Source organism: Rhizobium sp. TH135 (assembly GCF_002855515.1).
Lineage (GTDB): Bacteria > Pseudomonadota > Alphaproteobacteria > Rhizobiales > Rhizobiaceae > Allorhizobium.
In genome coordinates this window covers 136893-161867 of the sequence record NZ_PKRP01000009.1, presented here as the reverse complement: position 1 = coordinate 161867, position 24975 = coordinate 136893, and the positions used below count along the sequence as shown (strand labels likewise).

Below are 24975 nucleotides of genomic sequence, written 5' to 3'. Positions count from 1 at the left end.
CGATGCCTGCCTTGTAGAACCTTGTTGGGGCGCGGAAGATTTCGCGGCTGAGCGGTACCGTCGGTTTCAGCAGTCGGTGATAGGTGTCGAGGTCCCCTGCCGCCAGAGCGTCGAGCGCCTGCGAGGCCGCCGGTGCGATGGCGGCGAAGATGCCGAGCAGCGCATGGGAATAGTGTTTCCCATCGCCGGCGATCAGGTCGGCATAGTTGAAGTCGTCGCCCGTGTAGAGACGAACACCCTCCGGCAGGCGGGCGCGAAACGCCTCTTCATGCGCCTGGTCGAGCAGCGAGATCTTGATGCCGTCGACCTTGCCCGGGTTTTCACCGATCAGGTCGAGCACGAAGTCGCTGGCTTCAGCGACATCCTCGCTGCCCCAGTAACCCTTCAGCGCCGGATCGAACATGTCTCCCAGCCAGTGCAGGATGACAGGCTCGCGCGCGCCATCGATCAGCTTGCGATAGACGGAGCGGTAGACATCGGGCCCCGCTCCTATCGCGGGGAAGGCGCGAGAGGCCATCAGGATCAACTGCCCGCCGGCGGACTCGATCGCTTCCGCCTGCGTCTGATAGGCGGCTGCGATCTTGTCTGCGGTGGTGAGGTCTGCGAGCGCCACATGGTCGGTGCCAGCACCGCAGGCGACGCGCGGCTTCATCGGATGCGCCTTGGCGGCCACCATAGTCCGTTGGATGAGTTCAAGCGCCGTCGGCCAGTCGACCCCCATGCCGCGCTGGGCCGTGTCCATGGCTTCGGCGAGACCAAGGCCCTGATCCCAGAGCGAAGTGCGGAAGGCAAGCGTGCCATCCCAATCGACCGCAGGCCGCGTGTCCCAGGGATTGCGTTCGCGCAGCGGATCGGAGACGACATGGGCGGCGGCAAAGGCGGTGCGGGTCAGCGGACGGGTCGGAGCGCGCGGTGTCAGCGGCGTTCCTGTCAGGCGATAGTCTTCGATACGGCCATCGGCGGTGGGCAAGGCAATCATGTAGGAGATCCCTGAGTTTGGACGGGGAGGTCGAAGACGAGGATGCCGTCGAGACCACCCTGGGCATGGGCAACCAGACGGGCGCCGAAGCGCTTGTGATCCGGGTGGATCTGATAGGTTTCCAGGGCTTCCCAGTCGGCGAAATCGGCGACGAAGCCGTGCAGATAGCCGCGTTCGATGCGCTCCGGGCTTTCGCTGCGGCCAGAGGTGATCGACTTGAGGCCCGGCACCTTGCCTTCGATCTGATGCAGTTCGGCGAAGAGGTCGTCGATAACGGCGGGCGAAACCGTCGGCTGGAAACGGATGAGCACGATGTGGCGGATCATGACGTGGCTCCGTAATCGGCCTTGATCATGTCGGCTGCCTTTTCGGCAATCATGATCGTCGGCGCATTGGTGTTGGACGAGACCACGGTCGGCATGATCGAGGCGTCGATGACGCGCAGGCCTTCAATACCGTTGAAGCGCAGACGTGGATCGACGACGGCCTCAGGGTCCGAGCCCATACGGCAGGTGCCGGCGGGATGGTGGTCAGTTTTCGAATGGCGGCAGGCATAGTCGAAATAGTCCTGGTCCGTCTGCACGTCCGGCCCAGGAAGGCGCTCGGCCAGGACGTAGGGCTTAAGGGCATCCTGACGCATGATGTCTCTTGCGGTCTTCAGACCCCGGATCGACATTTCGCGATCGTAGGGATCTTCCCAGTAGTTAGGATCGATCAAGGGGGCCGCGAGCGGATCAGCCGAGCCGAGCCGGACGGTGCCCCGCGAGCGGGGTCTGAGATAGGCGGAATTCAGCGTCACGCCGCCGTTCGGCATGGCGGCTACACCGGCCTCGATGCCGGAGCCGAGGCCGAGATGGAACTGGATGTCGGGAGAGCGAGCCTCCGGATCGGCGTACCAGAAGCCGCCGGTCTCGAAGAGGCTTGAGGCGACAGGGCCGCTCTTCGTCAGAAGATATTGCAAGCCGGCCAGCACCGAGAGATGCGGCTTGGCGAAGCGGTCATAGGTATGCGGCCCGGTGCATTCAGCGATGACGAAGAGATCGAGGTGGTCCTGCAGGTTGGAGCCGACGCGGGGCTGGTCGAAAACAACGGGCACACCGACAGAGGCGAGATGGTCGGCAGGACCGATGCCCGACAGCATCAGGAGGCGCGGGCTGCCGATCGCACCCGATGAGAGCAGCACCTCGCGTTCGGCCCTGATCACGCCTTCACCGGCGAGCTCGACGCCAACAGAGCGCCCGTTCTCGACCACGAGCCTCAGCACCTGCGCATCCGTGCGGATGGTGAGGTTGGGGCGCCTGCGCGCGGGGTTGAGATAGGCGATCGACGCCGAGGAGCGGCGGACATTGCGCTGGGTCAGCTGGTAGTATCCGACGCCATCCTGCGTCTCGCCGGTCATGTCGCCGTTGAAGGGAATGCCGAGTTCGGCTGCCGCCTTGAAATAGGCCTCGCAGATCGGCAGGGGTGCTGATGGCTTGCTGACGCCGAGCGGACCGCCCTTGCCGTGATAGCGGTTGTCGAAGCTGTCATTGTCCTCGGCCTTGCGGAAGTAAGGAAGGACATCCTCGTAGGACCAGCCTTCACAGCCCATCTGGCGCCAGTCGTCATAGTCGAGCGCATTGCCACGCGTGTAGATCTGCGCGTTGATGCTGGAACCGCCGCCGATGACCTTCGCCTGGGTGTAGCGGATCACCATGTTGTTCATGTGCCGCTGAGGCACGGTGCTCCAACCCCAGCTGCCGATGCCCTTGGTCATCTTCGCGAAGCCTGCCGGCAGATGGTAGAAGGGATGCCAGTCGCGGCCACCCGCTTCGAGCAGGAGCACGTTGAAATCCGGATTTTCCGACAGCCGGGCCGCAAGCACCGAGCCCGCCGAACCGCCACCGACGATGATGAAATCAAAAGCTTGCCGCATGAAAATCTCCTAGAGCCGCGCGAGCGACAGGCCGCCATCGACCGGAATGACTGCCCCATTGGCGAAGGCAAAACGCCCTTCCGCAAGCGGCACGACCACGCTGCCGATATCGACCGGCTGGCCCCAGCGCTGCGCCGGAACAAGCCCACCTTCGATCCGCGCGGTGTATTTGTCCTTCACGCCCGCCGTCATTTCGGTCTCGATGATGCCGGGTCTCAGCTCGAAAACGCCAATGCCATGCGGCGCTAGGCGCAGCGCAAAGAGCTCCGCCATCATGCCGGCACCGGCCTTGGAGATGCAGTATTCCGCCCGCTCGATCGAGGCCATGCTGGCACTGACAGAGGTCACGAAAACGATCGAGCGGTAAGTGTCCGACGGGGTTGCCAGCATACGCCGGGCGACCTCCTGAGCGAGGAAGAAGGCACCGCGCAGATTGACACCCAGAACGAAATCGAAGCTGTCGGGCGTCAAAGCGAGCATGTCGCCGCGCACCTTGGCGGGAACGCCGGCATTGGAGACAAAGGTGGTGACGGGACCGAGACGGGCTTCGACTTGGTCAAGAACCGAGGCGACGTTGTCGATATCCTGCAGGTCGTGGCGAACATAGATGGCGGCATCGCCCAGTTCGACGAGCGCCGCCTCTACCTGTGGAGCATCTTCCTCGGACCTCGACGCCAGCGCGAGCTTATAGCCGGCGCCGACCAGTTCGCGGGCGATGCCGAGGCCGATGCCCTGTTGGCCTCCCGTAATCAGTGCGAGCTTGCTCACTGCTTGAACTCCGTTTCGATGATGTGCTGGCCCGACCGCAGGGCGAGCGCTGCGATCGTCAGGGCCGGGTTGACCGCGGCCGAGGTTGGCAGGATCGACGCGTCGACGATGAAGAGATTGCGATGATCGTGGCTGCGCCCGAAACTGTCGACCACGCTCTTTGCCGGATCGGACCCCATGCGCGCCGTGCCACACTGATGCGAGGGCGTGCGACGGTCGAAGGGGCGCGAGAGCACGACCGGGTAGCCAGCTTTTCGCAGCAGCGTTTTCAGCCTGTCGACGAGGGCGAGATGTGCCTCCCAGTTCGACCGCTTCCAGTCGAGCATGATCCGGCCGTTCCTGACGGTCACGCGGCTTTCCGGATTGGGCAGATCCTCGGACATCGCATAGAGATCAACCGAGCGATCGGCGATCCAATGGGCGAGCGGTCGTGGCAGCGGCGAGCTTGCAGCGAGGATCGGGCCGGTGATCTTGCCGAGCAGCTGGATATTGCCGAGCGGCTCACCACTCGGCCCGCCCGTCAGGTAGAAGTCGTTGATCAGCAGGGTCTTCTGGTAGACCGACGGATTGCGCCGGAAGGGGTGGAGCGCCAGCACCGCCGAACAATTGTGGTTCATGAAGTTGCGGCCGACCTGGTCGGAGCGGTTTGCCACACCCTGCGGATGCCGCTCATCTGCCGAGGACAGCAGGATGGCAGCGCTTCGGACGGCACCGGCGGCGAGAACCACGAGGGGTGCGCTCAGTATCTTTGTCTTACCTTGGTTCAGCACCTCGACACCGGTGACCTTTCCGCCCTCGCCTGCCAGAAGGCGCGTCACTTCGCATCCTGTCACCAGCGACACATTGGGATGACGAAGCGCTACGGCGAGGCTCACCGTCTCCGCATCCTTTTTGCCGCCGCAGGTATCCGGGAAGGCGTCCCAGGTCGTTTTCCCATGGGCGAGCCATGTGTCGATGTCGACACCGAGCGGCAGGGAGGCCGGGTGAAGCCCGACAGATTTCAGGCGACGGCGCAAATCGGCGATCGCGGGCTCGTCCGGCACGGGCTTTTGATCATAGGTTCCGGAATGCACTGGCTCGGTCGGGTCCTCGCCCAGTGTTCCCCGGACTTCGAACAGGTGTTCAGCCTGCTGATACCAGGGCTCCAGACTGTCGTAACCGATCGGCCAGCCGGGCGTCGTTCCGCCCATGTGGTGCAGGGGCGAAAAATCCTCGCGGCGATAGCGCAGCAGCACAGCGCCGTAGAATTTCGAATTGCCGCCGACATTGTAGTAGTTGCCGGGGTTGAATGGCCGGCCGTCGCCGTCCAGCCATTCTTCCTTCGGCCTGAAATGCGCCTTGCCGAAAATGGCATCCGCGTCCCGATCGGCAGAGGAAGGCTTGAGCCTTTCGCCCTTCTCGACGATCAGGATGCGTCGACCTGTTGGCGCAAGACGAGCCGCGAGCGTTGCGCCCCCCATGCCCGAACCGATGATGATGACGTCTGCGTCGCTCATGGCCGGATGCGTTCTTCCGTCTTGGGGTCGAAGGCCACGGCCTTTTCCATGTTGACCGCGAATTCGAAGTCGTCACCGCCTGATATATCGACGTCGGCCCGCATACGCGCGATCACGTCCTTGCCCCCAAGGCTCATAGTGACGAATGTGTCGGAGCCTGCGGGCTCGGTGACGATCACCCGGTTTTTCAGGCCGACGATGTTCTGCGATTTGCGGTCTGCGCCATCAGGGTCTGTGATCGCCTCCGGGCGGATCCCGAGCAGGATCTCCCGTCCGTCCCAGCCGGCAAGGCTCGGCTGGCTAAAGGCGAGCAGGCTCTTGGACCCATCCCCAAGCACGACTTCGGCATGCGGCATACCATCACGAAGGACGACACGCGCCGGCACGACATTCATCGCCGGGCTTCCCATGAAGGTGGCGACGAAGACATTGGCCGGGGTGTCATAGATCTCCTTAGGTGTGCCGAGCTGCTGGATGTAACCCTTGTTCATGACGGCGATCCGGGTGGATAGCGTCATCGCCTCGATCTGGTCGTGGGTGACGTAGACGATGGTGCGCTTGAGCTTGGCATGCAGCTTCTTGATCTCGGTGCGCATGTCGACGCGGAGCTTGGCGTCGAGGTTCGACAACGGCTCATCGAAGAGGAAGACGTCGGGATCGCGCACCAGGGCACGGCCCATGGCGACACGCTGGCGCTGGCCACCGGACAGCTGGCCCGGCTTGCGGTCGGTGAGATGATCGATCTGCAGCAGCTTGGCGACGTCGAGCAATGCCTTGTCACGCTCCGGCTTCGGCACGCCGTGCATCTCGAGGCCGAAAGTGATGTTCTGGCCGACGGTCATGTTCGGGTAGAGCGCGTAGGACTGGAAGACCATGGCAATGTTGCGCTTCGACGGATGGACCCCGTTGATGACACGATCCTTGATTGCGATCTCGCCGGAGGAGATGCCCTCCAGGCCGGCGATCATGCCGAGCAGGGTCGACTTGCCGCAGCCGGAGGGGCCGACGAGAACCAGGAATTCGCCCTCCTCCACCGAGATGTCGACACGGTGCAGAACTTCCAACTGCCCGTAGGACTTGGTGACGTTCCGGATGTCGAGAAAGCCCATTATCTTATCCTTTGACTGAACCGGCCATCAGTCCGCGCACGAAATAGCGCCCGGCGACGACGTAAACGAGAAGGGTGGGAAGGGCGGCGATGATCGCGCCCGCAAAGTGGACATTGTATTCCTTCACCCCCGTGGAGGACTGAACGAGGTTGTTGAGCGCCGCCGTCATCGGCTGGCTCGTGCCGCCGAAGGAGACACCGAACAGGAAGTCATTCCAGATATTGGTGAACTGCCAGATGACGGAGACGACGGTGATCGGGCCGGAGACCGGCAGCAGGATGCGCCAGAAGATGCGGAAGAAACCGGCGCCGTCGATCTGTGCCGCCTTGACCAGTTCGGTCGGGAAGGTGGCGTAGTAGTTGCGGTAGTAGAGCGTGGTAAAGCCGATACCGTAGACCACATGGACCAGCACCAGCCCCGGAACCGAACCGGCGAGCCCGAGTTTGCCAAGCACCAGTGCCATGGGGATCAGCACGATCTGGAACGGGATGAAGCAGGAAAACAGCATCAGACCGAAGACGATGGTGTCGCCGCGGAAACGCCATTTCGTCAGCACGTAACCGTTCAGCGCGCCGAGGATCGTCGAGATGGCGACGGCGGGCACGACCATCAGGATGGAATTCAGGAAATAAGGTTTCAGACCGGTCGGCGACACGCCAATCTGGGCAGTCGACCAGGCGGAGCGCCAGGCGTCCAGCGTCCAGGTTTGCGGCAGCGCCATCATGTTGCCGCCGGTGATTTCCGGCAGCGGCTTCAGCGAGTTGATACCCATCACATAGAGCGGCAGCAAATAGAAGAGCGCGAAGAGGAGAAGCACCAGATAGATGAAGGCGCGGGTGACGCGACCGGTCCTGACGGCGGTGTCCTGACTGACGGCAGACATCAGTTCTTCTCCTTCAGTTCGGCATAGAGATAGGGAACCATGATGGCCGCGATGGTCATCAGCATGATTACCGCCGAGGCGGAACCGACGCCCATCTGGTTGCGGGTGAAGGTGTAGGAATACATGAAGGTCGCCGGCATCTCGGTAGCACGCCCTGGACCACCGCCCGTCAGCGCGATGACAAGGTCATAGGACTTGATCGCGAGGTGACTGAGGATGACGAAGGCCGAGAGGAAGGCCGGCCGCAGCATCGGGATGACGATCCGGCGATAAAGCTGGAAGCTCGAGGCGCCGTCGATCTGGGCGGCCTTCAGGATCTCGTTGTCGATCCCGCGCAAGCCCGCCAAAAACATCGCCATGACAAAGCCGCTGGTCTGCCAGACCGCCGCAATGACGATGGTGTAAACAGCCATGTCATTGTCCTTGATCCAGGTGAAGGAGAAGCTCTCCCATCCCCAAAGCCGCATGATGCGCTCCAGACCGATGCCCGGATCGAGGAACCACTTCCAGGCCGTGCCCGTGACGATGAAAGACAGCGCCATCGGATAGAGATAGATGGGACGCAGCAGCCCCTCGCCCCTTATCTTCTGATCAAGGAAGATCGCGAGCATCAGGCCGAGTGCGGTGCAGATGACGATGTAGAGGCTGGCAAAGATCGCGATATTGCTGATCGCGATATGCCAGTTTTCCTGCGCCCAGAGCCGGCTGTAATTGGTGAAGCCGACGAAATTGTAGACCGGCAACATCTTGGAGCCGGTAAACGATAGGAACACGGTGAACAGGATGAAGCCGTAGACAAACAGGAGAGTGACAGCAAAGGAGGGTGCCAACACCACCTTCGGCAGCCAATCCTGTATGCGCGTGCGCAAGTCAGCCCGGGTCGAGCTTGTCATGAGGTTTCTCCTGGTACGGTCTGGATAGACCGACGCCGCCTTTCACCTGGCAGACGGCGTCGGAGGGGTCGCGAGCGACGAGGAGGCCACTCGCGACGGGGAGGTTACTTTGCGGCGGCGACCGCTTCGCCGAGCGCCTTGGCGGCCTCTGCACCATCCTTGAAGCCACCATTGAAGGCCTTGGTCACGACGTCATAGACGGCGTTCTTCACGGCAGCAGGTGCTGCATGGCCATGGGCCATGGAGCCGAACAGCGAACCGGCAGAACTTGCCTCTGCGAGGTCCTTCATGCCCTTCTTGCCGCAATCGTCGAAGTCCGTGTCCGGCACGTCGGTGCGGGCCGGAACCGATCCCTTGACGACGTTGAAGGCCGACTGGAATTTCGGGCTTTCGATGGCAGAGGCCATGGCCATCTGCGCCTTGACCTTGTCATCGCCCGAAACGTTGAACATCGCGAACTGGTCCGAGTTGAACGTCACGGACCCCTGCGTTCCGGGGAAGCGGATGCAGACGAAGTCTTCGCCCGGCTTCTTGCCGGCCTTCAGGAATTCGCCCTTGGCCCAGTCACCCATCATCTGCATGCCGGCCTTGCCTTCGATGACCATGGCCGAGGCCAGGTTCCAGTCGCGACCGGAGAAGTTGTCGTCGGCATAGCTGCGCAGCTTGATCAGGCGATCGAAGGCATCGGCCATATCGGGGCCAGTGAGTGTGGCTTCGTCGAGATCGATGAAGGCCTTCTTATAGAAGTCGTTCCCCTTGGATAGAACGACGCCATCGAAGACGGTCGCGTCCTGCCAGGGCTGACCACCATGGGCGAGCGGCGTGATGCCGTTTGCCTTCATCTTGTCGAGAACGGCGACGAGCTCGTCCCAGCTCTCGGGTGCCTTGCCGCCGGCTGCATCAAGGGCTGCCTTGTTGATCCAGACCCAGTTGGTCGAGTGGACGTTGACGGGCGCTGCTATCCAGCGACCGTCATACTTCGAAAACTTCTGCAGCGCTTCCGGCACGACCTTGTCCCAGCCTTCGGCAGCAGCAACTTCGTCGAGATTGCCAAGCGCGCCCTGCTCCGCCCAGTCGAGAATATCGAAGCCGAGCATCTGGACGGCCGTCGGCGGGTCGCCTGCGGTGACGCGGGCGCGCAGTGCGGTCATGGCGGCCTCCCCGCCGCCACCGGCGACCGGCATATCGACCCAGCCGATGCCCTTGGCGTTCAGATCCTCCTTCAGAACGTTGAGCGCTGCGGCTTCACCGCCCGAGGTCCACCAGTGGAGCACCTCGACGTCGGTGGCATGAGAGATGCCGGCGGTGCCCGCCAGCATGGTACCGGTAATCAGCATGGTCTTGAAAAGGCTACGCATGTTATTCCTCCTGTTTGATGCGTTGCTTTCAATCGTTCCGGAAGTCAGTCGCGTACCCAGTTCGGCCTGGTCTTGCCGATGCGCATCACGACGGATTTGATCTCCAGGAATTCATCGAGGCCGTAGCGGCCATTCTCGCGGCCCTGGCCGCTCTGCTTGAAGCCGCCAAAGGCGACTTCCGGGAAGCCATCCATCCAGGTGTTGGTCCAGACGGTGCCAGCTTCAGCGCGGCGCGCGAAGGCGAGGCAAGTGTGCACATTCTCGCTCCAGACGCCCGCGGACAGACCGTAGGACGCGTCATTGACGAGGGAGATGGCCTCTTCCAGCGTCTTGAAGGTGAGGACAGCAAGCACCGGGCCAAAGACCTCCTCCCGGGCAATCGGCATATCAGGGCGGACATTCGTCACGACCGTCGGCGCGAAGAAATCACCGGGCAGGCCCGGATGGCGGACCGCTTCGCCGCCGAGGGCAAGCTTCGCGCCCGACGCCACCGCATCACGAACATAAGCGGCGATCTTCTGCTGATGAGCCTCAGAAATGATCGCGCCGACCTGGGTGTCGGGATTGAGCGGATCGCCGAAGGCGACCTTGCGGGAGAGCGTCACGACCTTTTCGACCAGGGCTTCCGCGATGTCCTCATGCACGATGATGCGGCTGCCGGAATTGCAGCATTCGCCGGCATTGAAATAGACGCCGAAGGTGATCGCATCGGCGGCTGCGTCCAGATCGGCGTCCGGGAAGACGACCTGCGGGTTCTTGCCACCCAGTTCGAGCGCGACCTTCTTCAGCGTCTTGGACGCTGCCGCACTGATCGCCTTGCCGACGGCGGTAGAACCGGTGAAGCTCACCATATCGACATGGGGATGTTCCGCCATCAGCGTGCCAACCGGCTGGCCGAAACCGAGGACGATGTTAACCACACCGGCGGGCAACCCCGCCTCGATCAGCAGTTCGCCGAGCATCACTGTGGTCGACGGCGTCATTTCCGAGGGCTTGATCACGCAGGTGCAGCCAGCCGCAAGCGCAAAAGGCAGCTTCTGACTGAGAATCCAGAAGGGGAAATTCCAGGGCGTGATGATGGAGACGACGCCGATCGGCTGCTTCAACACCACGGCCAGCATGTCCTCGCCAAGCGAATTGTGGCTGTCGCCATGCAGCGTGCGAGCAAGCGCTGCCGCATAGCGCCAGAGGTCGGCGGCGCCGGAAACTTCACCCCGGGCCTGGGAAATCGGCTTGCCGCTTTCCAGCGTTTCGAGAAGCGCCATGCGCTCGACATTGGCCTCGATGAGATCGGCGACTTTGAGCAGGAACATCGAGCGGTCCTTGCCGGTCGCACGGCTCCATGTGCCCAGGTCGAAGGCCCGTCGGGCGGCGGCAATCGCAGCTTCCGTCTCCGCCGCGCCACCGCGTGCGGAACGGCTGACGACGATGCCATGGGAGGGCGACACCCTGTCGAAGGTCGCGCCACCGGCATTGTCCTGCCAGATGCCGTCGATCAAGTGCCGCCCTGCGAAAGGCGCCTTTGGCAGCGGATGGGCGACGGCTGAGGTCATGGTCATATCGTTCATGTCATTCTCCCGAAAATGCGGGTTTGCGTTTCGCCCTGAAGGCGGCGACACCTTCGTCGCGATCGGCACTGGCGGCAATTGCGGCGCTGCCCAACGCTTCGATCATGGCATCGCGATCCTCGCCCCGCCCCGCATGGATCATGAATTTCGCCACTTCGACGGCGCGCGGCGACAGGCCAAGAACCGACTGAGCCAGGCTTCTGGCCGTCTCGACCGGGGTGGCCGAGATCTCTGCCACGAAGCCAGAAGCATGGGCGCGCTCGGCGGAGATCCGCCGTCCGAACACGGCCATCTCCTTCAGGATCGGCTCCGGCAGCAGCCGCGCCAGGCGCTGCGTGCCCGACCAGCCGGGCACGACGCCAACATGGGCTTCCGGAAGCGCGATCGTGGCGGATGGTGCCATGACCCTGACATCGCAGGCGGCAGCCAATTCCAGACCGCCACCAAAGGCATGGCCTGCCATGGCCGCAATCACGGGTTTCGACAGCCGCGCCAGCCGATCAAAGATCCGGTGCCCATCGCGCACCCAGTGGCGACCAAATTGGGCAGGCGTTAGATCACCCCAGGCATTGATATCGGCCCCGGCACAAAAGGCGCGCTCGCCTTCCGCCGTGACGATCACGCAGCGAACATCATTCATCCGCTCCAGCCGGTCGAGATGACCGGAGAGTTGCTCCAGCATCTCGACCGTGAAGGCATTGAGTTTCGCCGGGTTGTCCAGCCGGATCTCGGCAATGCCATCGGCGATATGGAGCTGAACGGCACTCATGGCGCCCACCCCATCGGATCCTTTGATAGCAGCGATGTCGAGATGACCTTGGCATCCGACGCTATCTTCACCCGCCCTTGCGAGGCAGCGACTATGTCCCGTTCAGGTTCGATGCCTGGCATGATTTCGGTGGCCACGAGGCCGCTCTCTGTTAGGCGCATCACGCAGCGCTCGGTAATGTAGAGCACGTCCTGCCCCTGCTCGCGGGCTCTTCTGCCGGAGAACGTCACATGCTCGACCTTGTCGACCATCTTGGTGAACTTGCCGGGACTGCGGACATGGATGCCGCCTTCGGTCAGTTCGACTGCCGCACCGGCCTCGAACCATCCGGAGAAAACGATCTTCCTGGCATGGGCGGTGATATCGACAAAGCCGCCGCAGCCTGCTGTCAGATAGGGTTTCTTGCCGAGCTTCGAGACATTGACATTGCCCTCGACGTCCACCTCCAGGAAGGAGAGGAAGGAGACGTCGAAGCCACCGCCCTGGAAATAAATGAACTGCTGCGGTGACGGCACGAAGGCGTCGGCATTCGAGGCACAGCCGAAGGCGAAATCGGTGAGCGGCATGCCACCAACGGCGCCCTGTTCGATCGCCCAGGTGACTGCCTCGGGATGCCCCTCCTCCAGCAGGATACGCGGCACCTGCGCGCTGATGCCGAAGCCGAGATTGGCCGTCATGCCGGCTTTCAGTTCAAGAGCCGCCCGTCTGGCGATCACCTTCTCAACGCCATGTTCGGCCAGCTTGAAGCTCGACCAGGGCCGCATGATCTGGCCGGAGATCGCCGGATCATAGGGTGTCTCGCAGGTCTGTTTCTGCTCGGGATCAAGGACCACGAGGTCGACGAGATGACCGGGCACGCGCACGTCATGCGGACGAAGGCTTCCGGCCGCCGTCATGCGGCTCACCTGGGCAATGACGAGGCCGCCATTGTTGCGCGTCGCGATCGCCTGTTCGAGCCCGCCGAGATAGGCGCCCTCGTGCTCATAGGTGAGATTGCCGCGCTCGTCGGCTGTTGTGGCTCTTAGAATGCAGACATCCGGATAGATGTTCGGAAAGTGCAGCCAGGTTTCGCCGGCGAAATCGACGCGACTGACGATGGGATGGCATGATGCGCTGTCATTCATCGCACAGCCTTCGCGGACCGGATCGACGAAGGTTTCGAGGCCGATGCGGGTCAGCACGCCGGGACGCCGGGCAGCCGCTTCACGGTGCATGTCGAACATGATGCCGGAAGGCACATTGTAGGCCTCGACCCTGTCTTCGACGACCATCTTCCAGATCTCGGGCATCGGCAAGCTCGACGGACCAGACGGATAGGAGCCGGCAAGCACACGGCGGATCAGGCCGTCCTTCGCGATATGGTCGATGCCCTTGACGCCGTACATGTCGCCGGCGGCAATCGGATGCAGCATGGTGAGATTGCGTGGATGGCCTTCCGTTTCGAAGCGGCAACCGAGGGCGGCCAGGACGAAATCCGGGCAACCGAGCGCTGATGACGATGATACCGTGACGACGGCGCCATCGGGGATGCGCGAGACGGCCTCTGCGGCGGCAACAAGCTTGCTCAACGGACACCTCCGTAATTCACGTCGACCCGAACCCCGCGCGCGGCAGCATCACGCACGGCAAGCGCCACTGCGAGCGACTTGACGCCATCGAAACCGGTTGCTGCCGGCTCACCATCACCGGCCACGGCGGCCTGGAAACGCCGAACGCCCTCTGCGTAAAGATCATGGTGGTCAAAGCCGATCACCTCGCGTCCGGAAGCGGTGACCAGCTCAATCGAACCGATCGGGTTCTGCGTCATGACATCCCGGGCGAAGATCGATCCGTCCGTACCGTGGACCTCAAGACCAGAGCCGGCAAAGGGATGGGTGAAGCTCTCATGGCTCATCACCATCGCGCCCGAGGGCATGGCCCAGACGGACATGGCGGAATCCTCGACGCCCTTGCCCAGCCCAGAACTTTTCATCTGCGCCACAACCGAAACCGGATCTTCACCGAGAAGGAAACGCGCGACATCGGCGTCGTGGACGGTGATGTCGGGAATGACCCCACCACCCGCATCCGGCGCATTGATCCGCCATCCCTGAAGATGCGGCGGCAGAAACACAGCGTGGTGGAGACGTAAGGAAAGTACGCGACCGATGCGACCAGAGGCGATGAGTGCGCGCACGGCACGGTGACTGCCGGAGCAACGCAGATGGTGATTGGTGGCGAAGACGAGCCCGGCTTCTTCGGCGGCGCGGACCATCGCAGCCGCATCCTCAAGGTTAAGCGCCAGAGGCTTCTCGCAGAGCACATGCTTCCCGGCCTTTATGGCGGCGAGCGCCTGCGGCAGATGCTTTTCATTGGTGGTCGAGATGTACACAGCGTCGATTGTGGGGTCGGCCAGAAGCTCGTCCAGGTCAGTGCCTGATCGCGGGATATGGTGCTCGACTGCAAACGCCCGGGCACGCTCACCCGATCCGCTCAAGACGTTGACAATCTCGCCTTGCTGGGCGCGGATCGCGCCGACCATATACTGACGCGCAATCGTGCTGGCTCCGATCAGGGCCCACCGCATTTTCCATCTCCTTCAGATAATACGACTAAGATTTAGATCGTTCCAATTGTTATGGAACGATCCAATTTTTCTGTCAACTAGATTTTGTCTCCCGACAAAAGCGGACGTATCGCGGCTGTTTCATGGATAAGGATTCAGGTAGGGGTTACCTTAACGGGTATCGTGCACCGTGCAACTTTGCCGCAAAACTTGGTATGGAACTGGGTCTGACACCAGGACTACAATCTTTGCCTGCATGACCCTCAGCGACGCGCGACCCTTTCTGAAGGTGGGAACAGACTGTGCGCCACACTTCACTCCCTCGGCGCCTTATTTAAAGTTCGTTGCCCAGTATGGACCGACGATCCAGCACAGTAGCCGCGGCAGCCCGAACTAGGAATCCCTTTGCAGCATGAATGTAGCTAGCTAATGAAAGAGGAGCATACGCCACTCTTTCTTTTGAATTCACCGTGTCGCATTGTCCCAGACAGGTGCGAGTCCATGCGGTGAAACAATACGGCCGTTGGGATTTGAGAGACCATGGATAGTGGCCATTTCATCGGCTGAAAGTGCAAAGTCAAAGATTGCGATGTTCTCGGCGACACGCGCCTCCGCGATTGTCTTTGACAGAGCGACAATCCCCTGCTGTTGCACTAGCCAGCGAAGTACCACCTGCGCCACTGACTTGCGATGGCTTGCGGCGATGTCCTGCAAGATCGGATCGGTGAAAACTTTGCCATCGGCCATACCATAGTAGCCGGTCACGGACATGCCGGCGCTCATGGCAGTCTCTATCACCACAGTCTGATCGAGATAGGGATGATATTCGATCTGGTTGGTGACGAGCGGCGCGTTGGAAAGGCTGACCGCCTCAGTCATCAGCGTCGTGTTGAAATTGGAGACGCCGATATGGCGAACCTTACCAGCATCCTTGACTTCGTTCAGCGCTTCAACCTGCTCGGCGAGTGAGACAATGTCGCTCGGCCAGTGCAGTAGCAACAAATCGACATAATCAGTCTTCAGCTTCCTGAGGCTCTGTTCAACCGAGGTCAAGAACGCCTCATGCGCGTAGTTTTCCACCCATACCTTGGTAGTCAGAAAGATATCGCTGCGGGGCACGCCGGAAGCCGCAATCGCATCACCGACTTCAGCCTCATTGCCGTAGATCTGAGCGGTATCGACATGGCGAAAGCCGAGTTTCAGGGCATGCGGAACGATCCGCAGCACGTCGGCGCCAGACATGCGGAAGGTGCCGAACCCGAGCGCCGGAATGATGGACCCGTTCGCAGTTACAGTGTGCATTAGTTTGTCCTATGTTATTCTGCTGCGGTCTTTGCAGCGGGTGAATGTGCACGAAGTGCGGGAAGCACATCACTTGCTAGCTCATCGATCACTTCGGCCAAGGGTCGAGTTGAAGGACGAAGAAGAAGCGCCAAGTGGTCAACGCCCGCGTTCTCTAGCGCATGCAGGTGATCAATAAATGCATTGCGGCCCACGCGAGCGCCGAAACGGCGCGGCGCAAGCTCTTCATCCGGATTGTCGGATAGTTCGAGGTGGAAAGCGCTGATAAAGGCACCACGATCAAGACCAAGAGACATCCGAGCGGCAGTCCAATCCCGAGCCTGGGCATTCAGTCGCTCAAGGCCGTTTGGATAAACAAAACGCCCTTGCATGTTGGCTGAGATCCAATCCGGCGACTGGCGGCCCCGACCAGCAATGACCATGGGTATGGCAGCTTGCAAAGGTTTAGGAAGCAAGTCGAGGCTTGGCTCGATGCGTCCGACGCCGATGGGAAGCCCTCCAGTTTTCCAGGCGTCGCGCAGATAGCTGACAGCATTGCGAAACGCGTCCCCACGCTGTTCGAAGTCTAGTCCGAGCAGGGGGTATTCTACCGGACGGTCACCGGAGGCCACACCGAGAATGAGACGCCCGCCAGATAGCTGGTCAACGGAGGCGACCGCCTTCGCGACCATCATAGGATGACGCAAGGGCAAGACAATCGCTGCGGTACCAAGCGCCACGTTTTGAGTGATCCCAGCCAAGAAGCCCAGATTGACGAAGGGATCGTAGACGGAACCGGCATCGCCGAAACCATTGGGGTCAAAAACAGGTACATCACGCATCCAGACGGCGGAAAAGCCTGAGCGATCAACCTGTCGGACAAGATCGGGATGATGGGTGAGATCAGGGACACCAAAGGGGCGGCCTTGTCTCACACGCTCCAATTCACGCGCAGGTGCCCAATCATTGTCAAGGGGCAGCTCTATACCGAGGGTGAGGCCACCATGGGGCTTGCGGATGAGATCGAGGGCGTCCGGCTTTTGTGGGGACATCGAAGAACTTAATGCCAAGGACATGAGAATGCTCCAATTTAAGGTCGATCAGGCCCGGTGCATTCGGCACCGGGCCTGTCTTCATCAGGCGGCCTTGAGCGATGGAGCCGCACGACGGTCAAGCGCAGCGCTCCAGATGGTCAGCAGCAGGGCGAAAGCGACCAGGATTGCGCCGACCCACGGTGTAGAAACAAGACCCAGCGGCGAGTCGACAACGAGACCACCAAGCCAAGCACCGATAGCAATGCCGAGATTGAATGCAGCAATGTTAAGTGCGGAGGCCACGTCCACCGCTCCGGGGCGATGTTCCTTGGCCAATTGCACGACATAAAGCTGCAAGCCAGGCACGTTAGCGAAGGAGAGGAAGCCTAGCGCCGCCAACGTGACAAGAGTGAGAACCGGAGAGACGGCGGTGAACGAAAACACCAACAGTACAACGGCCTGTGCCAGAAAGAGTCCAATCAACCCCCTAACAGGATTATGGTTGGCGATCTTGCCACCGCCGATGTTACCGGCGGCAATCGCAATACCGTAAAGCACAAGGATTAGGCTGACGCTGGACTCAGAGAACCCCGTGACGTCCTGAAGGATTGGCGCAAGGAACGTAAAGGCAACGAAAGTACCACCGTAGCCAAGTGCCGTCATAGCAAAGACAAGCAGTAGACGGCCGGACCCAAGCACCCGGACCTGGTCGAGGATGCTCGCTGGCGGCGCCTTCTTGAGAGTGTTGGGCAGAAGAAGCGCAATAGCAAGAAGGGCAATGACGCCGAGCGCAGCCACGACCCAGAAGGTCGCACGCCAGCCGAAAATCTGACCGATGTAGGTGCCGATCGGAACACCTGTGACGATCGCCACGGTGAGTCCCATAAACATCATGGCAATGGCAGAGGCACGGCGGTTCTCAGGCACAAGGTCAGCAGCGATCGTCGCGCCAACGCTGAAGAACACCCCATGAGCGAACGCGGCTATCACGCGTGCAATGAGAAGTATCTCGTAGCCTGGCGAAAGGGCAGCGATGGTGTTTCCGAGGATGAACAGCACCATTAGGCCAAGCAGAAGAGGCTTACGCTCTATCTTGCCTGTCAGTGCGGTCAAGATTGGCGCGCCAAATGTAACGCCAAGCGCATAAACGCTCACGATAAGACCGGCGAGTGGCAGGGTAATGTTGAGATCGGTAGCAACCGTGGGCAGAAGCCCGACAATCACGAACTCTGTTGTTCCTATCGCATATGCAGCGATAGTCAGTGCAAAAATTGCTAATGGCATGGGATCCTCTCAGATCGTGAGATGCAGTTATCTATGGACAAGAGTCCTAGGGGTTTACCGACACGGAGTATGATTGAAGAGGGCTTGAACGATAACCATCATAAATGGATAAGCTTTGATGAATTGGTTTCACAGGATGGATCATGGATAATCGCGTAGGGGAGATCGAAGTCTTTGTGACAGCAACAGAGACCGGCAATTTTTCGGCTGCCGGCAGGCGGCTTGGGCTGTCGCCCTCTGCGGTAAGTAAGGTAATCAGCCGCCTGGAGCATCGGCTTGGTACTAGGCTGATTGTCAGATCGACACGGGCTATGGCCCTAACTTCGGAGGGCGAGCTCTATCTTGAAAAAGCGAGACGTATTCTTGACGATATTCTCGAGCTGGAGACGATTGTAACATCAGGAGGCAAAGTTCTCCCTCGCGGCCTCTTGCGGGTGAACTCATCCCTTGGCTTCGGCGAAAGGTACCTATTGCCGTTGGTGCCTCGATTCCTGGAGCGATATCCAGAGGTTCAACTTGATGTTTCACTGACTGATGGTGTCATTGCCTTGATTGAAGAACGTACGGATGTGGCCATACGCTCAGGCCTGCTTGACGACTCTTCACTGAGAGCAAGAAAACTGCTTGAAAGCCGCCGCGTAATCGTCGCCTCGCCAGCGTATTTGGGGATCCATGGGGTTCCTCAGACACCCGCCGAGCTAGTGGACCATAATTGTCTCACATTCAATTTTCGGCGGAGTCTAAACGAGTGGCCGTTTCGAGATTCCCGCTCTAGCGACATCTATCGTCTGCCCGTGAGTGGAGACGCTGCGGTCAACAGCGGCTGGGCGATACGAAGCCTGTGCCTTTCAGGTTTAGGCCTCGCTCGGATCGGCAGGTTTCATGTGGAGCCGGACATTCAGGCGGGCACGCTGATCCCGGTACTGGAAGAATACAATCCTGATGACACTGAACAGATCCATGCAGTATTTGCAGGTCATGATCACCTGGCAGCCCGCGTTCGAGCGTTCTTGGATTTTCTGGTGGAGCATGTCTGAGCTACGTTCACGTGCTCGAACGTCAGGACGTCTCGACTGCTGGCGGAACTACCCTAATCCCCGCAAGAAGCTATCACCCAGCGGAACCGAACAAAATCATTCAGCACCGCGTTTTTTGCGTCATCTGTCGCCTTCAACACACAAAAAATGCCTGTCCCATTATGGAATGATAGAGCCTAGCGCAAAGCGCCGTTACCTTGTCAATGGTGTACTTTGGGAGCCGTAGTGTCCGGATCAACCAGTGTGGTAGCCGCCATCGACCGGCAATGTTATGCCGGTAACGAAAGCAGCGGCAGGCGACGCGAGGAACAGCGCCGGCCCCACCAGATCTTGTGCCTCTCCCCAACGCTTTAAGGCGGAACGTCCTGCAACCCTTTTCTCACTGTCAGGAACCGACCAGAGCGCCTTAGTCATATCGGTCCGGTGATAGCCCGGTGCGACAGCATTGACCCGCACCCCGGCCCGTCCATACTTGTGCGCCAGTGCGCGGGTGAGCCCGACGATGCCCGTTTTGCTAGCCGTATACGAGGGGACCGACTCGTCCGCGAGGTAGCTTAGCATGGATGCAACGTTGATGATGGTGCCGCCCTCCGCTCTAAGGAGAGGAAACGCCTCCCGGGAGAGACGCATCACACTGTTGAGGTTGATATCCATAACATCGAGGAAAGTGTCTTCCTCCCATTCCTCGTCTGGCCTTGCCACGCCCTGACAGTTAACGAGTACATGCAGGCTGCTAAGGCTCGCAAAGAAGTCTTGAACTGCCTCTCCGTCGCGGACATCGAGCTTCTGGAACCGCAGCTTGGCCGAAGCTTCTTGTTCTGCGGCGGACAGGCGGGCGGTGGAGCTTCCGGTCGCTGTGACTTCTGCGCCCGCCTCTGCAAAACCCCGAGCAATGGCGAGGCCAATGCCACTCGTCCCGCCAGAGACAACGACCTTCTTGTTCATCATGTAGCCAGGCGCAAAAGCATTGCTATCGGACATCAGTCGAATCCTCCCGCTTAGATCAAGGTTTTGAGAGCAGTGATGACCATGTCTTCACTCACCACCATCGGTTCGTTGTGGATGATTTCGCCAGGTCGGCACGCGCGCATGGCGACTGTCGAAAGTTTTTCTTCGGTCACTTCCGAAATACCGATATCAGCTAGCCGCGTCGGAAGGCGTACCGATCGGCAGAACTCTCGCACGCGCTCGAACTCTTCACTTTTCCCATACAGCTTGAGACCCGCAAGCACACCGATTGCCACCTTCTCGCCATGCAGGTTATGATGAACGTCCTCGAGCTCGCAAAGGCCATGATGAATGGCATGTGCTGCAGCCACGCCACCGGACTCGAAACCGATTCCAGAAAGCAAGATGTTGGCCTCGACTACCCGCTCCAAGGCCGGCCCCGCCGCATCCGCATCGCATTCAGCGAGCGCCGCCGCACCGTACTCAAAGATTGTATCGCGACAATAGCGCGCGATCTCAAAGGCCACACTAAGGCCCGGCATACGCATGCAGTTGACGGCCCCGCTTTGGCGACAACTCTCGGCTTCGTACCATGTGGCGAGCGCATCACCAATGCCTGCAGCCAGAAAGCGGGCCGGCGCCTTGGCGATTAGAGCGGTATCGACAAGCACCAGATCCGGATTGCTCGGTAGGAACGCGTCATAAGCAACCGAGCCATCATCATTGTAGATAACGGCGAGTGCGCTGCAGGGCGCATCGGAGGCGGCAATCGTCGGCACGATTATGACCGGCAACGACAGATCACGCGCCGCTGCCTTTGCCGTATCCAGGGCTTTGCCGCCACCGGCTCCAATTAAAAGTTCGGCACCGACCCCCTTGGCCCTTTCGACCAGCAGGGCGATTTCTCTTTCTGAGCATTCGCCTCCGTGTTGCCAGATCTCCGCTGTTACATGCCCTTGAAGGGCTGCCTCCACATCGGCCAGAAGAAGATTGTGGATGCCACGATCGAGCAGGACCACCGCCCTGTCGCCAAGAGACTTAGCTTCCTCGCCAAGCCGCGAGATCGCACCGGGCCCCTGCACGTACCGACCTGGAAAACGAGCGCCCCTCAACAGTCCGGGGGATTGGGAATTCACCAGCATACATAGCCCCCATCAGCGAGCACGATGGAGCCGGTCATGAGGCTCGAAGCCTCGCTTGCAAGGAACAGTATTACAGATGCCACCTCATCCGTGCGACCCAACCGGTTCATCGGGGTGCCGCCCACCCAGTGCCGGTACATTTCAGGGTCATCGTAGACGTACTTGTTCATTTCAGTGTCGATGTAGGTCGGTGCGACGGAGTTGACGCGCACGCCTCGCGCCCCCCATTCCGCTGCCAGCGAGCGCGTCAGATGGTGCACGGCCGCTTTGGAGGCGTTGTAGTTCGCCTGCTCCTGCGGTCGATTGACAACGAAGCCTGACATGGAGCCCACATTGACGATGGATCCCCCGCCCTGTTCGAGCATGGACTTGCCGAAGGCGCGGCAGCACCAGAAGACGCCGTTCAGGTTGACGTCTATCACCTTGTTCCATACGTCATCCGCCATATCCTCAGCGGGGTGGTTGCTGATGGCAATCCCGGCGTTATTGACAAGAATGTCGACGCGGTCATGGCGAGACAAGACCCGATCGCGGACTGCATCAACGCCCTTTACGTCGGTCACGTCTAGCAATTCGCCTTCGACTGGATAACCTTTGGCCTTCAAGCCATCGACGGCCGCATTCAACAGCTCGGGGTTCATGTCGGTCAGCACGACCGTCGCACCGGCCTCCGCCAACGCTTCAACTACGGCAAGGCCAATGCCTCGCGCCGCTCCGGTGACCACGGCGATCTTGCCATCAAGTTTGAACTTTTCGAGATACATGTGCCATCCTCCTCGGGACGAGAGAAACCTATTGAAGTTAGGATATGATCAGCGTCTGCAGCGTGGACACGAGATCATCTGGGTCGCAAAGCGCGACACCCTCCGGAAATCTGATGTCCTGTCGGTGGGGTTCCGGCCAACCCATAACCCGCATGCCAGCGGCCACGCCTGCCAAAGCCCCCAGATAGCTATCCTCGACGACCAGGCACTCATCAGGAGCGGCCCCCATAAGGTAGGCTGCCCTGAGATAAGACTCCGGCGCAGGCTTCCCCTCGCGCACATCGTTGCGCGAGACCGTGATCAGGCCCGGCTTCGTCAGACCGACGGCGTTTAGGCTCGCATCCATCAACATGCGGTCTGAATTGGACACCACAGCGAAGGGAAGCCCCTGCCTCTCAAGCCAACAGAGCACGTCACCTGCGCCACGCCTCAAGGCGAGCCCCTGTGCCGTCTTCAGAAATGCTCCATATTTGGCAGCCACGTAACTCTCATAGGTCAGGGCGAGACCCGTCTGGCGGACCAGGAGAGCATGGCAATCGAAACCGGACATGCCGGTCATCTGGACCGAAAGACCTGGTGGTGCCGTAACGCCTGCAGCAAGCAGTACCGCTTCAGTCGCGTCATAATGCATGCCCTCGCTGTCAATCAGCGTGCCATCCATGTCAAAGAGAACTGCACGGATGATCATTGCGGCAACCGGTCGAGGTCATCATACAGCGACTGGCTGTGCTGATAGAGCTTCTCGAAAAACGCCTGCATGGGCCGGTAGATTTCAACCCATTCCGGGACGGGAAGCACCTCCCTGTCATAGCGGACATAGGCTTCCGCAGCCTTGCCCACGCTGGAATGATGTCCGATCGCGGCAGCCGCCATTATCGCACAGCCGATCAAGCCGCATTCTGGCTCACGGGGAACAAGGATTGGAAGATCGTAGACACTTGCCTTGATCTTCATCCAAAGCTCCGTTTTTGCGCCGCCGCCGGAGGCAACGATCCGCTTCAGCGGCTCTCCCGAAATGGCATCTAGGATGTTGATGTGTCGCTTGGTGGCAAAAGCCACACCCTCAAGAACTGCACGATGCATATGTGCCAGCCCATGTTGAGCACCAATGCCAAAATACTGAGCACGCGCGTTGCGGTGTTCGCCGAGCCTTTCGCCAGTGAGATAAGGCATGAAGAACATACGGTCCGATCCGGCAGGCGCTTTGCCAGCGGTGGCAACAATCTCCTCGTAGCTTGCCTTCTTTTCGTGGAAGACCCGCCTTGCCCAGCGCATCGCGTCGCCACCGGATTCGAGAAGCATGAAGGCGCCCCAGTTGCCCTCGACCGTGCCGACGTTGCAGACAGAAGGATCAAGGAGGGGTTTTTCGGCGATGGCCGTGATGATGGCGGACGTGCCCATGACCTCCGAGCCGACGCCGGGTTGGCAGACACCAGAGCCTAGCAAAGCCACTGGGTAATCCGCACCTCCCACCAGAACCGGCGTGCCGGCGGCAAGGCCTGTCTCACGAGCCGCCTCATCGGTCACTCGACCCAGTATTTCAGTCGGGTTTCTCAGCGGCGCTAGCTTTGTTCTGTCGAGGCCCAGGAGATCCGCCATGCGTCTCGACCATTCGCCACTTTCCGGATCCATGAGGAAGCTCGCACCGCCATCGGTCCGGTCCATAGCGATTTCGCCGGTCAGCTTCAGGTTAATGTAATCCTTGGGCATGATAACGGCCGCGGTACGATCCCAAGCCTCGCGATCGTTGTCGCGTAGCCATTGCAGCTTGAACCCCGGCCAAGCGGGTGCGGCAGGATTGGCGCAGTCCGCAAGATAACTAGATGGTGGATGTGCGCGCTCAAATCGCAGTACATACTCGACCGTGCGCTTGTCATTCCAGAGTGGTGCTGTTTCGCGGACCAGCCGCCCTTTGTCATCGACCAGCACCGTTCCATGCATCTGCCCGCAGGCGGCGACGGCACTGACACGGTGTGCCGCACCGTCCACGTCCTGCAGCACCTGTCTTATAGCCGCAGCAACACCTGTCCACCAATCCTCGGGACGCTGGTCGGACCACCCGAAACGCGGCACGATTTGCTCATGCTCCCGGGCGACGACGGCGAGAATTCGTCCAACCGTATCGATAAGGGCCGCACGAACGCTGCCGGTGCCAACGTCGACAGCAAGGAAGAGGTCATCATTCATGTGCTAACGCGTCCTTGGCAATTTGCCGCGATCAAGGTTACTTGCGGAACCAGTTCGAGGCGTATTGCAGAAGCATCGCGCCGACGATGATGCAACCCATGAAGACTTGCTGGTGGTAGCCGGGGACACGGGCGAGGTTCATCATGTTTGCGATGATGCCGAGCACAATGACGCCGATGAAGGTGTTGAAGGCCCCTCCACGGCCACCCATCAGGCTCGCGCCACCGATTACCACGGCGGCGATGGCGTCCAGCTCGGCGCCAACTCCGATGTTTGCCGAGCCTATACCCGTCCGGCTGCTGGAAACAATGCCGGCCGCGGCGGCCAGGACGCCAGAAATCACATAGACCGCAGTCGTATAGAACGCCACGGGAATGCCCGATAGGCGAACGGCCTCGACATTTGAGCCGATGGCTTTCACGAGCCTGCCAAAGCGGGTGTAGTTGAGCACGACGCCTGCGATCAAGAAGACGATGGCCATCAAAACGACTGGAAATGGTATGCCAGCAATGGAGCCAGAACCAAAAGCGGTCACCAGCGCACCTGCATCGCCCATCTGGATCGGTTTTCCGGTCGAGACGATCAGCGACAGGCCGCGGGCAACCGTCATCATGGCAAGCGTTGTGACGAAAGGCGGCAGCTTCAGCAAGGCAATAAGAAGACCTGAGATCAGTCCGCAGGTGGCACCCGCAAGCAGGGCACCCGCGACGGAGAGCCCAGTTCCATACTGCTCAATCAAAATCGCTGAGAGCACGCTTCCGAGTGCCGCGATCGAGCCGACCGAGAGATCGATACCTCGCGTCAGGATGACAAAGAGCATGCCAACTGCCATCAAGCTCGTGCCGGCGCTCTGGCGCAGCACGTTGATGATGTTGCGCTCGGTCAGAAACACGTTGGACATCGACGTTGCGACGATGAGCAGGGCAATCAGGATCGCGACCGTGCCATACCGGTGAAGCAGGCTGCTGATGTCAAGCGAACGGGATCGGGCGGTTTCGGTTAGGTCTGTCACTTC

Annotated in this window: 23 protein-coding genes; 1 reads left to right on the top strand and 22 read right to left on the bottom strand. The window is 60.4% G+C overall.

What is annotated here, in order from left to right; all coding sequences use genetic code 11:
* The 16 genes from C0V73_RS22690 to C0V73_RS22615 all read right to left on the bottom strand — a co-directional run.
* A partial coding sequence (locus tag C0V73_RS22690) for a DUF993 family protein (protein ID WP_102022280.1) occupies positions 1 to 979 on the bottom strand: 979 nt, incomplete at its 3' end.
* Positions 976 to 1305: a Dabb family protein gene (locus C0V73_RS22685; RefSeq protein WP_102022279.1), complete on the bottom strand. Its 330-nt coding sequence runs from the start codon at positions 1303 to 1305 to the stop codon at positions 976 to 978. The genes C0V73_RS22685 and C0V73_RS22690, both read right to left, overlap by 4 nt.
* Positions 1302 to 2894 (bottom strand): GMC family oxidoreductase N-terminal domain-containing protein, encoded by a 1593-nt coding sequence (locus C0V73_RS22680; protein WP_102022278.1) that lies wholly within the window; start codon positions 2892 to 2894, stop codon positions 1302 to 1304. The genes C0V73_RS22685 and C0V73_RS22680 overlap by 4 nt, the downstream gene beginning before the upstream one ends.
* Positions 2895 to 2903: 9 nt before the next feature.
* Entirely contained in the window at positions 2904 to 3662 is a 759-nt protein-coding gene (locus tag C0V73_RS22675) for a 3-ketoacyl-ACP reductase (RefSeq protein WP_102022277.1), read from the bottom strand.
* Positions 3659 to 5158, bottom strand: coding sequence for a GMC family oxidoreductase (locus C0V73_RS22670; RefSeq protein ID WP_102022276.1), 1500 nt, complete (start codon positions 5156 to 5158; stop codon positions 3659 to 3661). Before C0V73_RS22670 ends, C0V73_RS22675 begins: the two co-directional genes overlap by 4 nt.
* Positions 5155 to 6267: a sn-glycerol-3-phosphate ABC transporter ATP-binding protein UgpC gene (gene ugpC, locus C0V73_RS22665; protein WP_102022275.1), complete on the bottom strand. Its 1113-nt coding sequence runs from the start codon at positions 6265 to 6267 to the stop codon at positions 5155 to 5157. The genes C0V73_RS22670 and ugpC overlap by 4 nt, the downstream gene beginning before the upstream one ends.
* A gap of 4 nt (positions 6268 to 6271) precedes the next feature.
* Positions 6272 to 7150, bottom strand: coding sequence for a carbohydrate ABC transporter permease (locus C0V73_RS22660; RefSeq protein WP_102022274.1), 879 nt, complete (start codon positions 7148 to 7150; stop codon positions 6272 to 6274).
* The gene (locus C0V73_RS22655; RefSeq protein WP_102022273.1) at positions 7150 to 8043 is read right to left on the bottom strand and encodes a sugar ABC transporter permease; all 894 of its coding nucleotides are present in this window, start codon (positions 8041 to 8043) and stop codon (positions 7150 to 7152) included. Before C0V73_RS22655 ends, C0V73_RS22660 begins: the two co-directional genes overlap by 1 nt.
* A 104-nt stretch (positions 8044 to 8147) precedes the next feature.
* Positions 8148 to 9401: an ABC transporter substrate-binding protein gene (locus C0V73_RS22650; protein WP_102022272.1), complete on the bottom strand. Its 1254-nt coding sequence runs from the start codon at positions 9399 to 9401 to the stop codon at positions 8148 to 8150.
* A 44-nt stretch (positions 9402 to 9445) separates the two neighbouring features.
* Entirely contained in the window at positions 9446 to 10960 is a 1515-nt protein-coding gene (locus C0V73_RS22645; RefSeq protein WP_245408078.1) for an aldehyde dehydrogenase family protein, read from the bottom strand.
* Positions 10961 to 10970: 10 nt separating this feature from the next.
* On the bottom strand, positions 10971 to 11738 hold the full coding sequence (locus C0V73_RS22640) for an enoyl-CoA hydratase/isomerase family protein (protein WP_102022270.1): 768 nt from the start codon (positions 11736 to 11738) through the stop codon (positions 10971 to 10973).
* Positions 11735 to 13306: a CoA-transferase gene (locus C0V73_RS22635; RefSeq protein WP_102022269.1), complete on the bottom strand. Its 1572-nt coding sequence runs from the start codon at positions 13304 to 13306 to the stop codon at positions 11735 to 11737. Before C0V73_RS22635 ends, C0V73_RS22640 begins: the two co-directional genes overlap by 4 nt.
* The gene (locus C0V73_RS22630; protein ID WP_102022268.1) at positions 13303 to 14304 is read right to left on the bottom strand and encodes a Gfo/Idh/MocA family oxidoreductase; all 1002 of its coding nucleotides are present in this window, start codon (positions 14302 to 14304) and stop codon (positions 13303 to 13305) included. The genes C0V73_RS22635 and C0V73_RS22630 overlap by 4 nt, the downstream gene beginning before the upstream one ends.
* Positions 14305 to 14748: 444 nt before the next feature.
* Positions 14749 to 15585, bottom strand: coding sequence for an aldo/keto reductase (locus C0V73_RS22625; protein WP_102022267.1), 837 nt, complete (start codon positions 15583 to 15585; stop codon positions 14749 to 14751).
* Positions 15586 to 15599: 14 nt separating this feature from the next.
* Complete coding sequence (locus C0V73_RS22620) at positions 15600 to 16640, bottom strand: LLM class oxidoreductase (protein ID WP_102022266.1); 1041 nt, start codon at positions 16638 to 16640, stop codon at positions 15600 to 15602.
* A gap of 60 nt (positions 16641 to 16700) precedes the next feature.
* A complete protein-coding gene (locus C0V73_RS22615) occupies positions 16701 to 17882 on the bottom strand; it encodes an MFS transporter (RefSeq protein ID WP_102022265.1) in 1182 nt (393 codons plus the stop codon).
* A 143-nt stretch (positions 17883 to 18025) separates the two neighbouring features.
* Here C0V73_RS22615 and C0V73_RS22610 point away from each other — a divergent pair, with 143 nt between their 5' ends.
* Positions 18026 to 18919 (top strand): LysR family transcriptional regulator, encoded by an 894-nt coding sequence (locus tag C0V73_RS22610; protein WP_102022264.1) that lies wholly within the window; start codon positions 18026 to 18028, stop codon positions 18917 to 18919.
* Between the two features lie 234 nt (positions 18920 to 19153).
* Here the strand turns inward: C0V73_RS22610 and C0V73_RS22605 are convergent, their stop codons facing one another.
* Genes C0V73_RS22605 through C0V73_RS22580 form a run of 6 tightly spaced genes read right to left on the bottom strand, consistent with a single transcriptional unit; the run spans position 19154 to position 24930 of the window.
* Complete coding sequence (locus tag C0V73_RS22605; RefSeq protein WP_102022263.1) at positions 19154 to 19900, bottom strand: SDR family oxidoreductase; 747 nt, start codon at positions 19898 to 19900, stop codon at positions 19154 to 19156.
* 17 nt (positions 19901 to 19917) lie between these two features.
* The gene (locus C0V73_RS22600; protein ID WP_102022262.1) at positions 19918 to 21009 is read right to left on the bottom strand and encodes a glycerol dehydrogenase; all 1092 of its coding nucleotides are present in this window, start codon (positions 21007 to 21009) and stop codon (positions 19918 to 19920) included.
* Complete coding sequence (locus tag C0V73_RS22595; RefSeq protein ID WP_102022261.1) at positions 21000 to 21773, bottom strand: SDR family oxidoreductase; 774 nt, start codon at positions 21771 to 21773, stop codon at positions 21000 to 21002. The genes C0V73_RS22600 and C0V73_RS22595 overlap by 10 nt, the downstream gene beginning before the upstream one ends.
* A 37-nt stretch (positions 21774 to 21810) precedes the next feature.
* The gene (locus C0V73_RS22590; protein WP_102022260.1) at positions 21811 to 22461 is read right to left on the bottom strand and encodes an HAD family phosphatase; all 651 of its coding nucleotides are present in this window, start codon (positions 22459 to 22461) and stop codon (positions 21811 to 21813) included.
* Positions 22458 to 23960 carry an FGGY family carbohydrate kinase gene (locus tag C0V73_RS22585; RefSeq protein ID WP_102022259.1) on the bottom strand — a complete coding sequence of 501 codons (1503 nt, stop codon included), beginning with the start codon at positions 23958 to 23960 and terminating at the stop codon, positions 22458 to 22460. Before C0V73_RS22585 ends, C0V73_RS22590 begins: the two co-directional genes overlap by 4 nt.
* 37 nt (positions 23961 to 23997) lie before the next feature.
* Entirely contained in the window at positions 23998 to 24930 is a 933-nt protein-coding gene (locus C0V73_RS22580; RefSeq protein WP_245408077.1) for an ABC transporter permease, read from the bottom strand.
* Positions 24931 to 24975: the final 45 nt, after the last annotated feature.

What these genes read in the sequence shown, in the direction of transcription:
- C0V73_RS22585 (WP_102022259.1), bottom strand. Translation starts at nt 23,960, where the DNA reads ATGAATGATGACCTCTTCCTTGCTGTCGACGTTGGCACCGGCAGCGTT.
- C0V73_RS22600 (WP_102022262.1), bottom strand. Translation starts at nt 21,009, where the DNA reads ATGCTGGTGAATTCCCAATCCCCCGGACTGTTGAGGGGCGCTCGTTTT.
- C0V73_RS22630 (WP_102022268.1), bottom strand. Translation starts at nt 14,304, where the DNA reads ATGCGGTGGGCCCTGATCGGAGCCAGCACGATTGCGCGTCAGTATATG.
- C0V73_RS22620 (WP_102022266.1), bottom strand. Translation starts at nt 16,640, where the DNA reads ATGTCCTTGGCATTAAGTTCTTCGATGTCCCCACAAAAGCCGGACGCC.
- C0V73_RS22640 (WP_102022270.1), bottom strand. Translation starts at nt 11,738, where the DNA reads ATGAGTGCCGTTCAGCTCCATATCGCCGATGGCATTGCCGAGATCCGG.
- C0V73_RS22650 (WP_102022272.1), bottom strand. Translation starts at nt 9,401, where the DNA reads ATGCGTAGCCTTTTCAAGACCATGCTGATTACCGGTACCATGCTGGCG.
- C0V73_RS22615 (WP_102022265.1), bottom strand. Translation starts at nt 17,882, where the DNA reads ATGCCATTAGCAATTTTTGCACTGACTATCGCTGCATATGCGATAGGA.
- C0V73_RS22660 (WP_102022274.1), bottom strand. Translation starts at nt 7,150, where the DNA reads ATGTCTGCCGTCAGTCAGGACACCGCCGTCAGGACCGGTCGCGTCACC.
- C0V73_RS22655 (WP_102022273.1), bottom strand. Translation starts at nt 8,043, where the DNA reads ATGACAAGCTCGACCCGGGCTGACTTGCGCACGCGCATACAGGATTGG.
- C0V73_RS22685 (WP_102022279.1), bottom strand. Translation starts at nt 1,305, where the DNA reads ATGATCCGCCACATCGTGCTCATCCGTTTCCAGCCGACGGTTTCGCCC.
- C0V73_RS22670 (WP_102022276.1), bottom strand. Translation starts at nt 5,158, where the DNA reads ATGAGCGACGCAGACGTCATCATCATCGGTTCGGGCATGGGGGGCGCA.
- C0V73_RS22610 (WP_102022264.1), top strand. Translation starts at nt 18,026, where the DNA reads ATGGATAATCGCGTAGGGGAGATCGAAGTCTTTGTGACAGCAACAGAG.
- C0V73_RS22645 (WP_245408078.1), bottom strand. Translation starts at nt 10,960, where the DNA reads ATGACCATGACCTCAGCCGTCGCCCATCCGCTGCCAAAGGCGCCTTTC.
- C0V73_RS22605 (WP_102022263.1), bottom strand. Translation starts at nt 19,900, where the DNA reads ATGTCCGATAGCAATGCTTTTGCGCCTGGCTACATGATGAACAAGAAG.
- C0V73_RS22625 (WP_102022267.1), bottom strand. Translation starts at nt 15,585, where the DNA reads ATGCACACTGTAACTGCGAACGGGTCCATCATTCCGGCGCTCGGGTTC.
- C0V73_RS22680 (WP_102022278.1), bottom strand. Translation starts at nt 2,894, where the DNA reads ATGCGGCAAGCTTTTGATTTCATCATCGTCGGTGGCGGTTCGGCGGGC.
- C0V73_RS22595 (WP_102022261.1), bottom strand. Translation starts at nt 21,773, where the DNA reads ATGTATCTCGAAAAGTTCAAACTTGATGGCAAGATCGCCGTGGTCACC.
- ugpC (WP_102022275.1), bottom strand. Translation starts at nt 6,267, where the DNA reads ATGGGCTTTCTCGACATCCGGAACGTCACCAAGTCCTACGGGCAGTTG.
- C0V73_RS22590 (WP_102022260.1), bottom strand. Translation starts at nt 22,461, where the DNA reads ATGATCATCCGTGCAGTTCTCTTTGACATGGATGGCACGCTGATTGAC.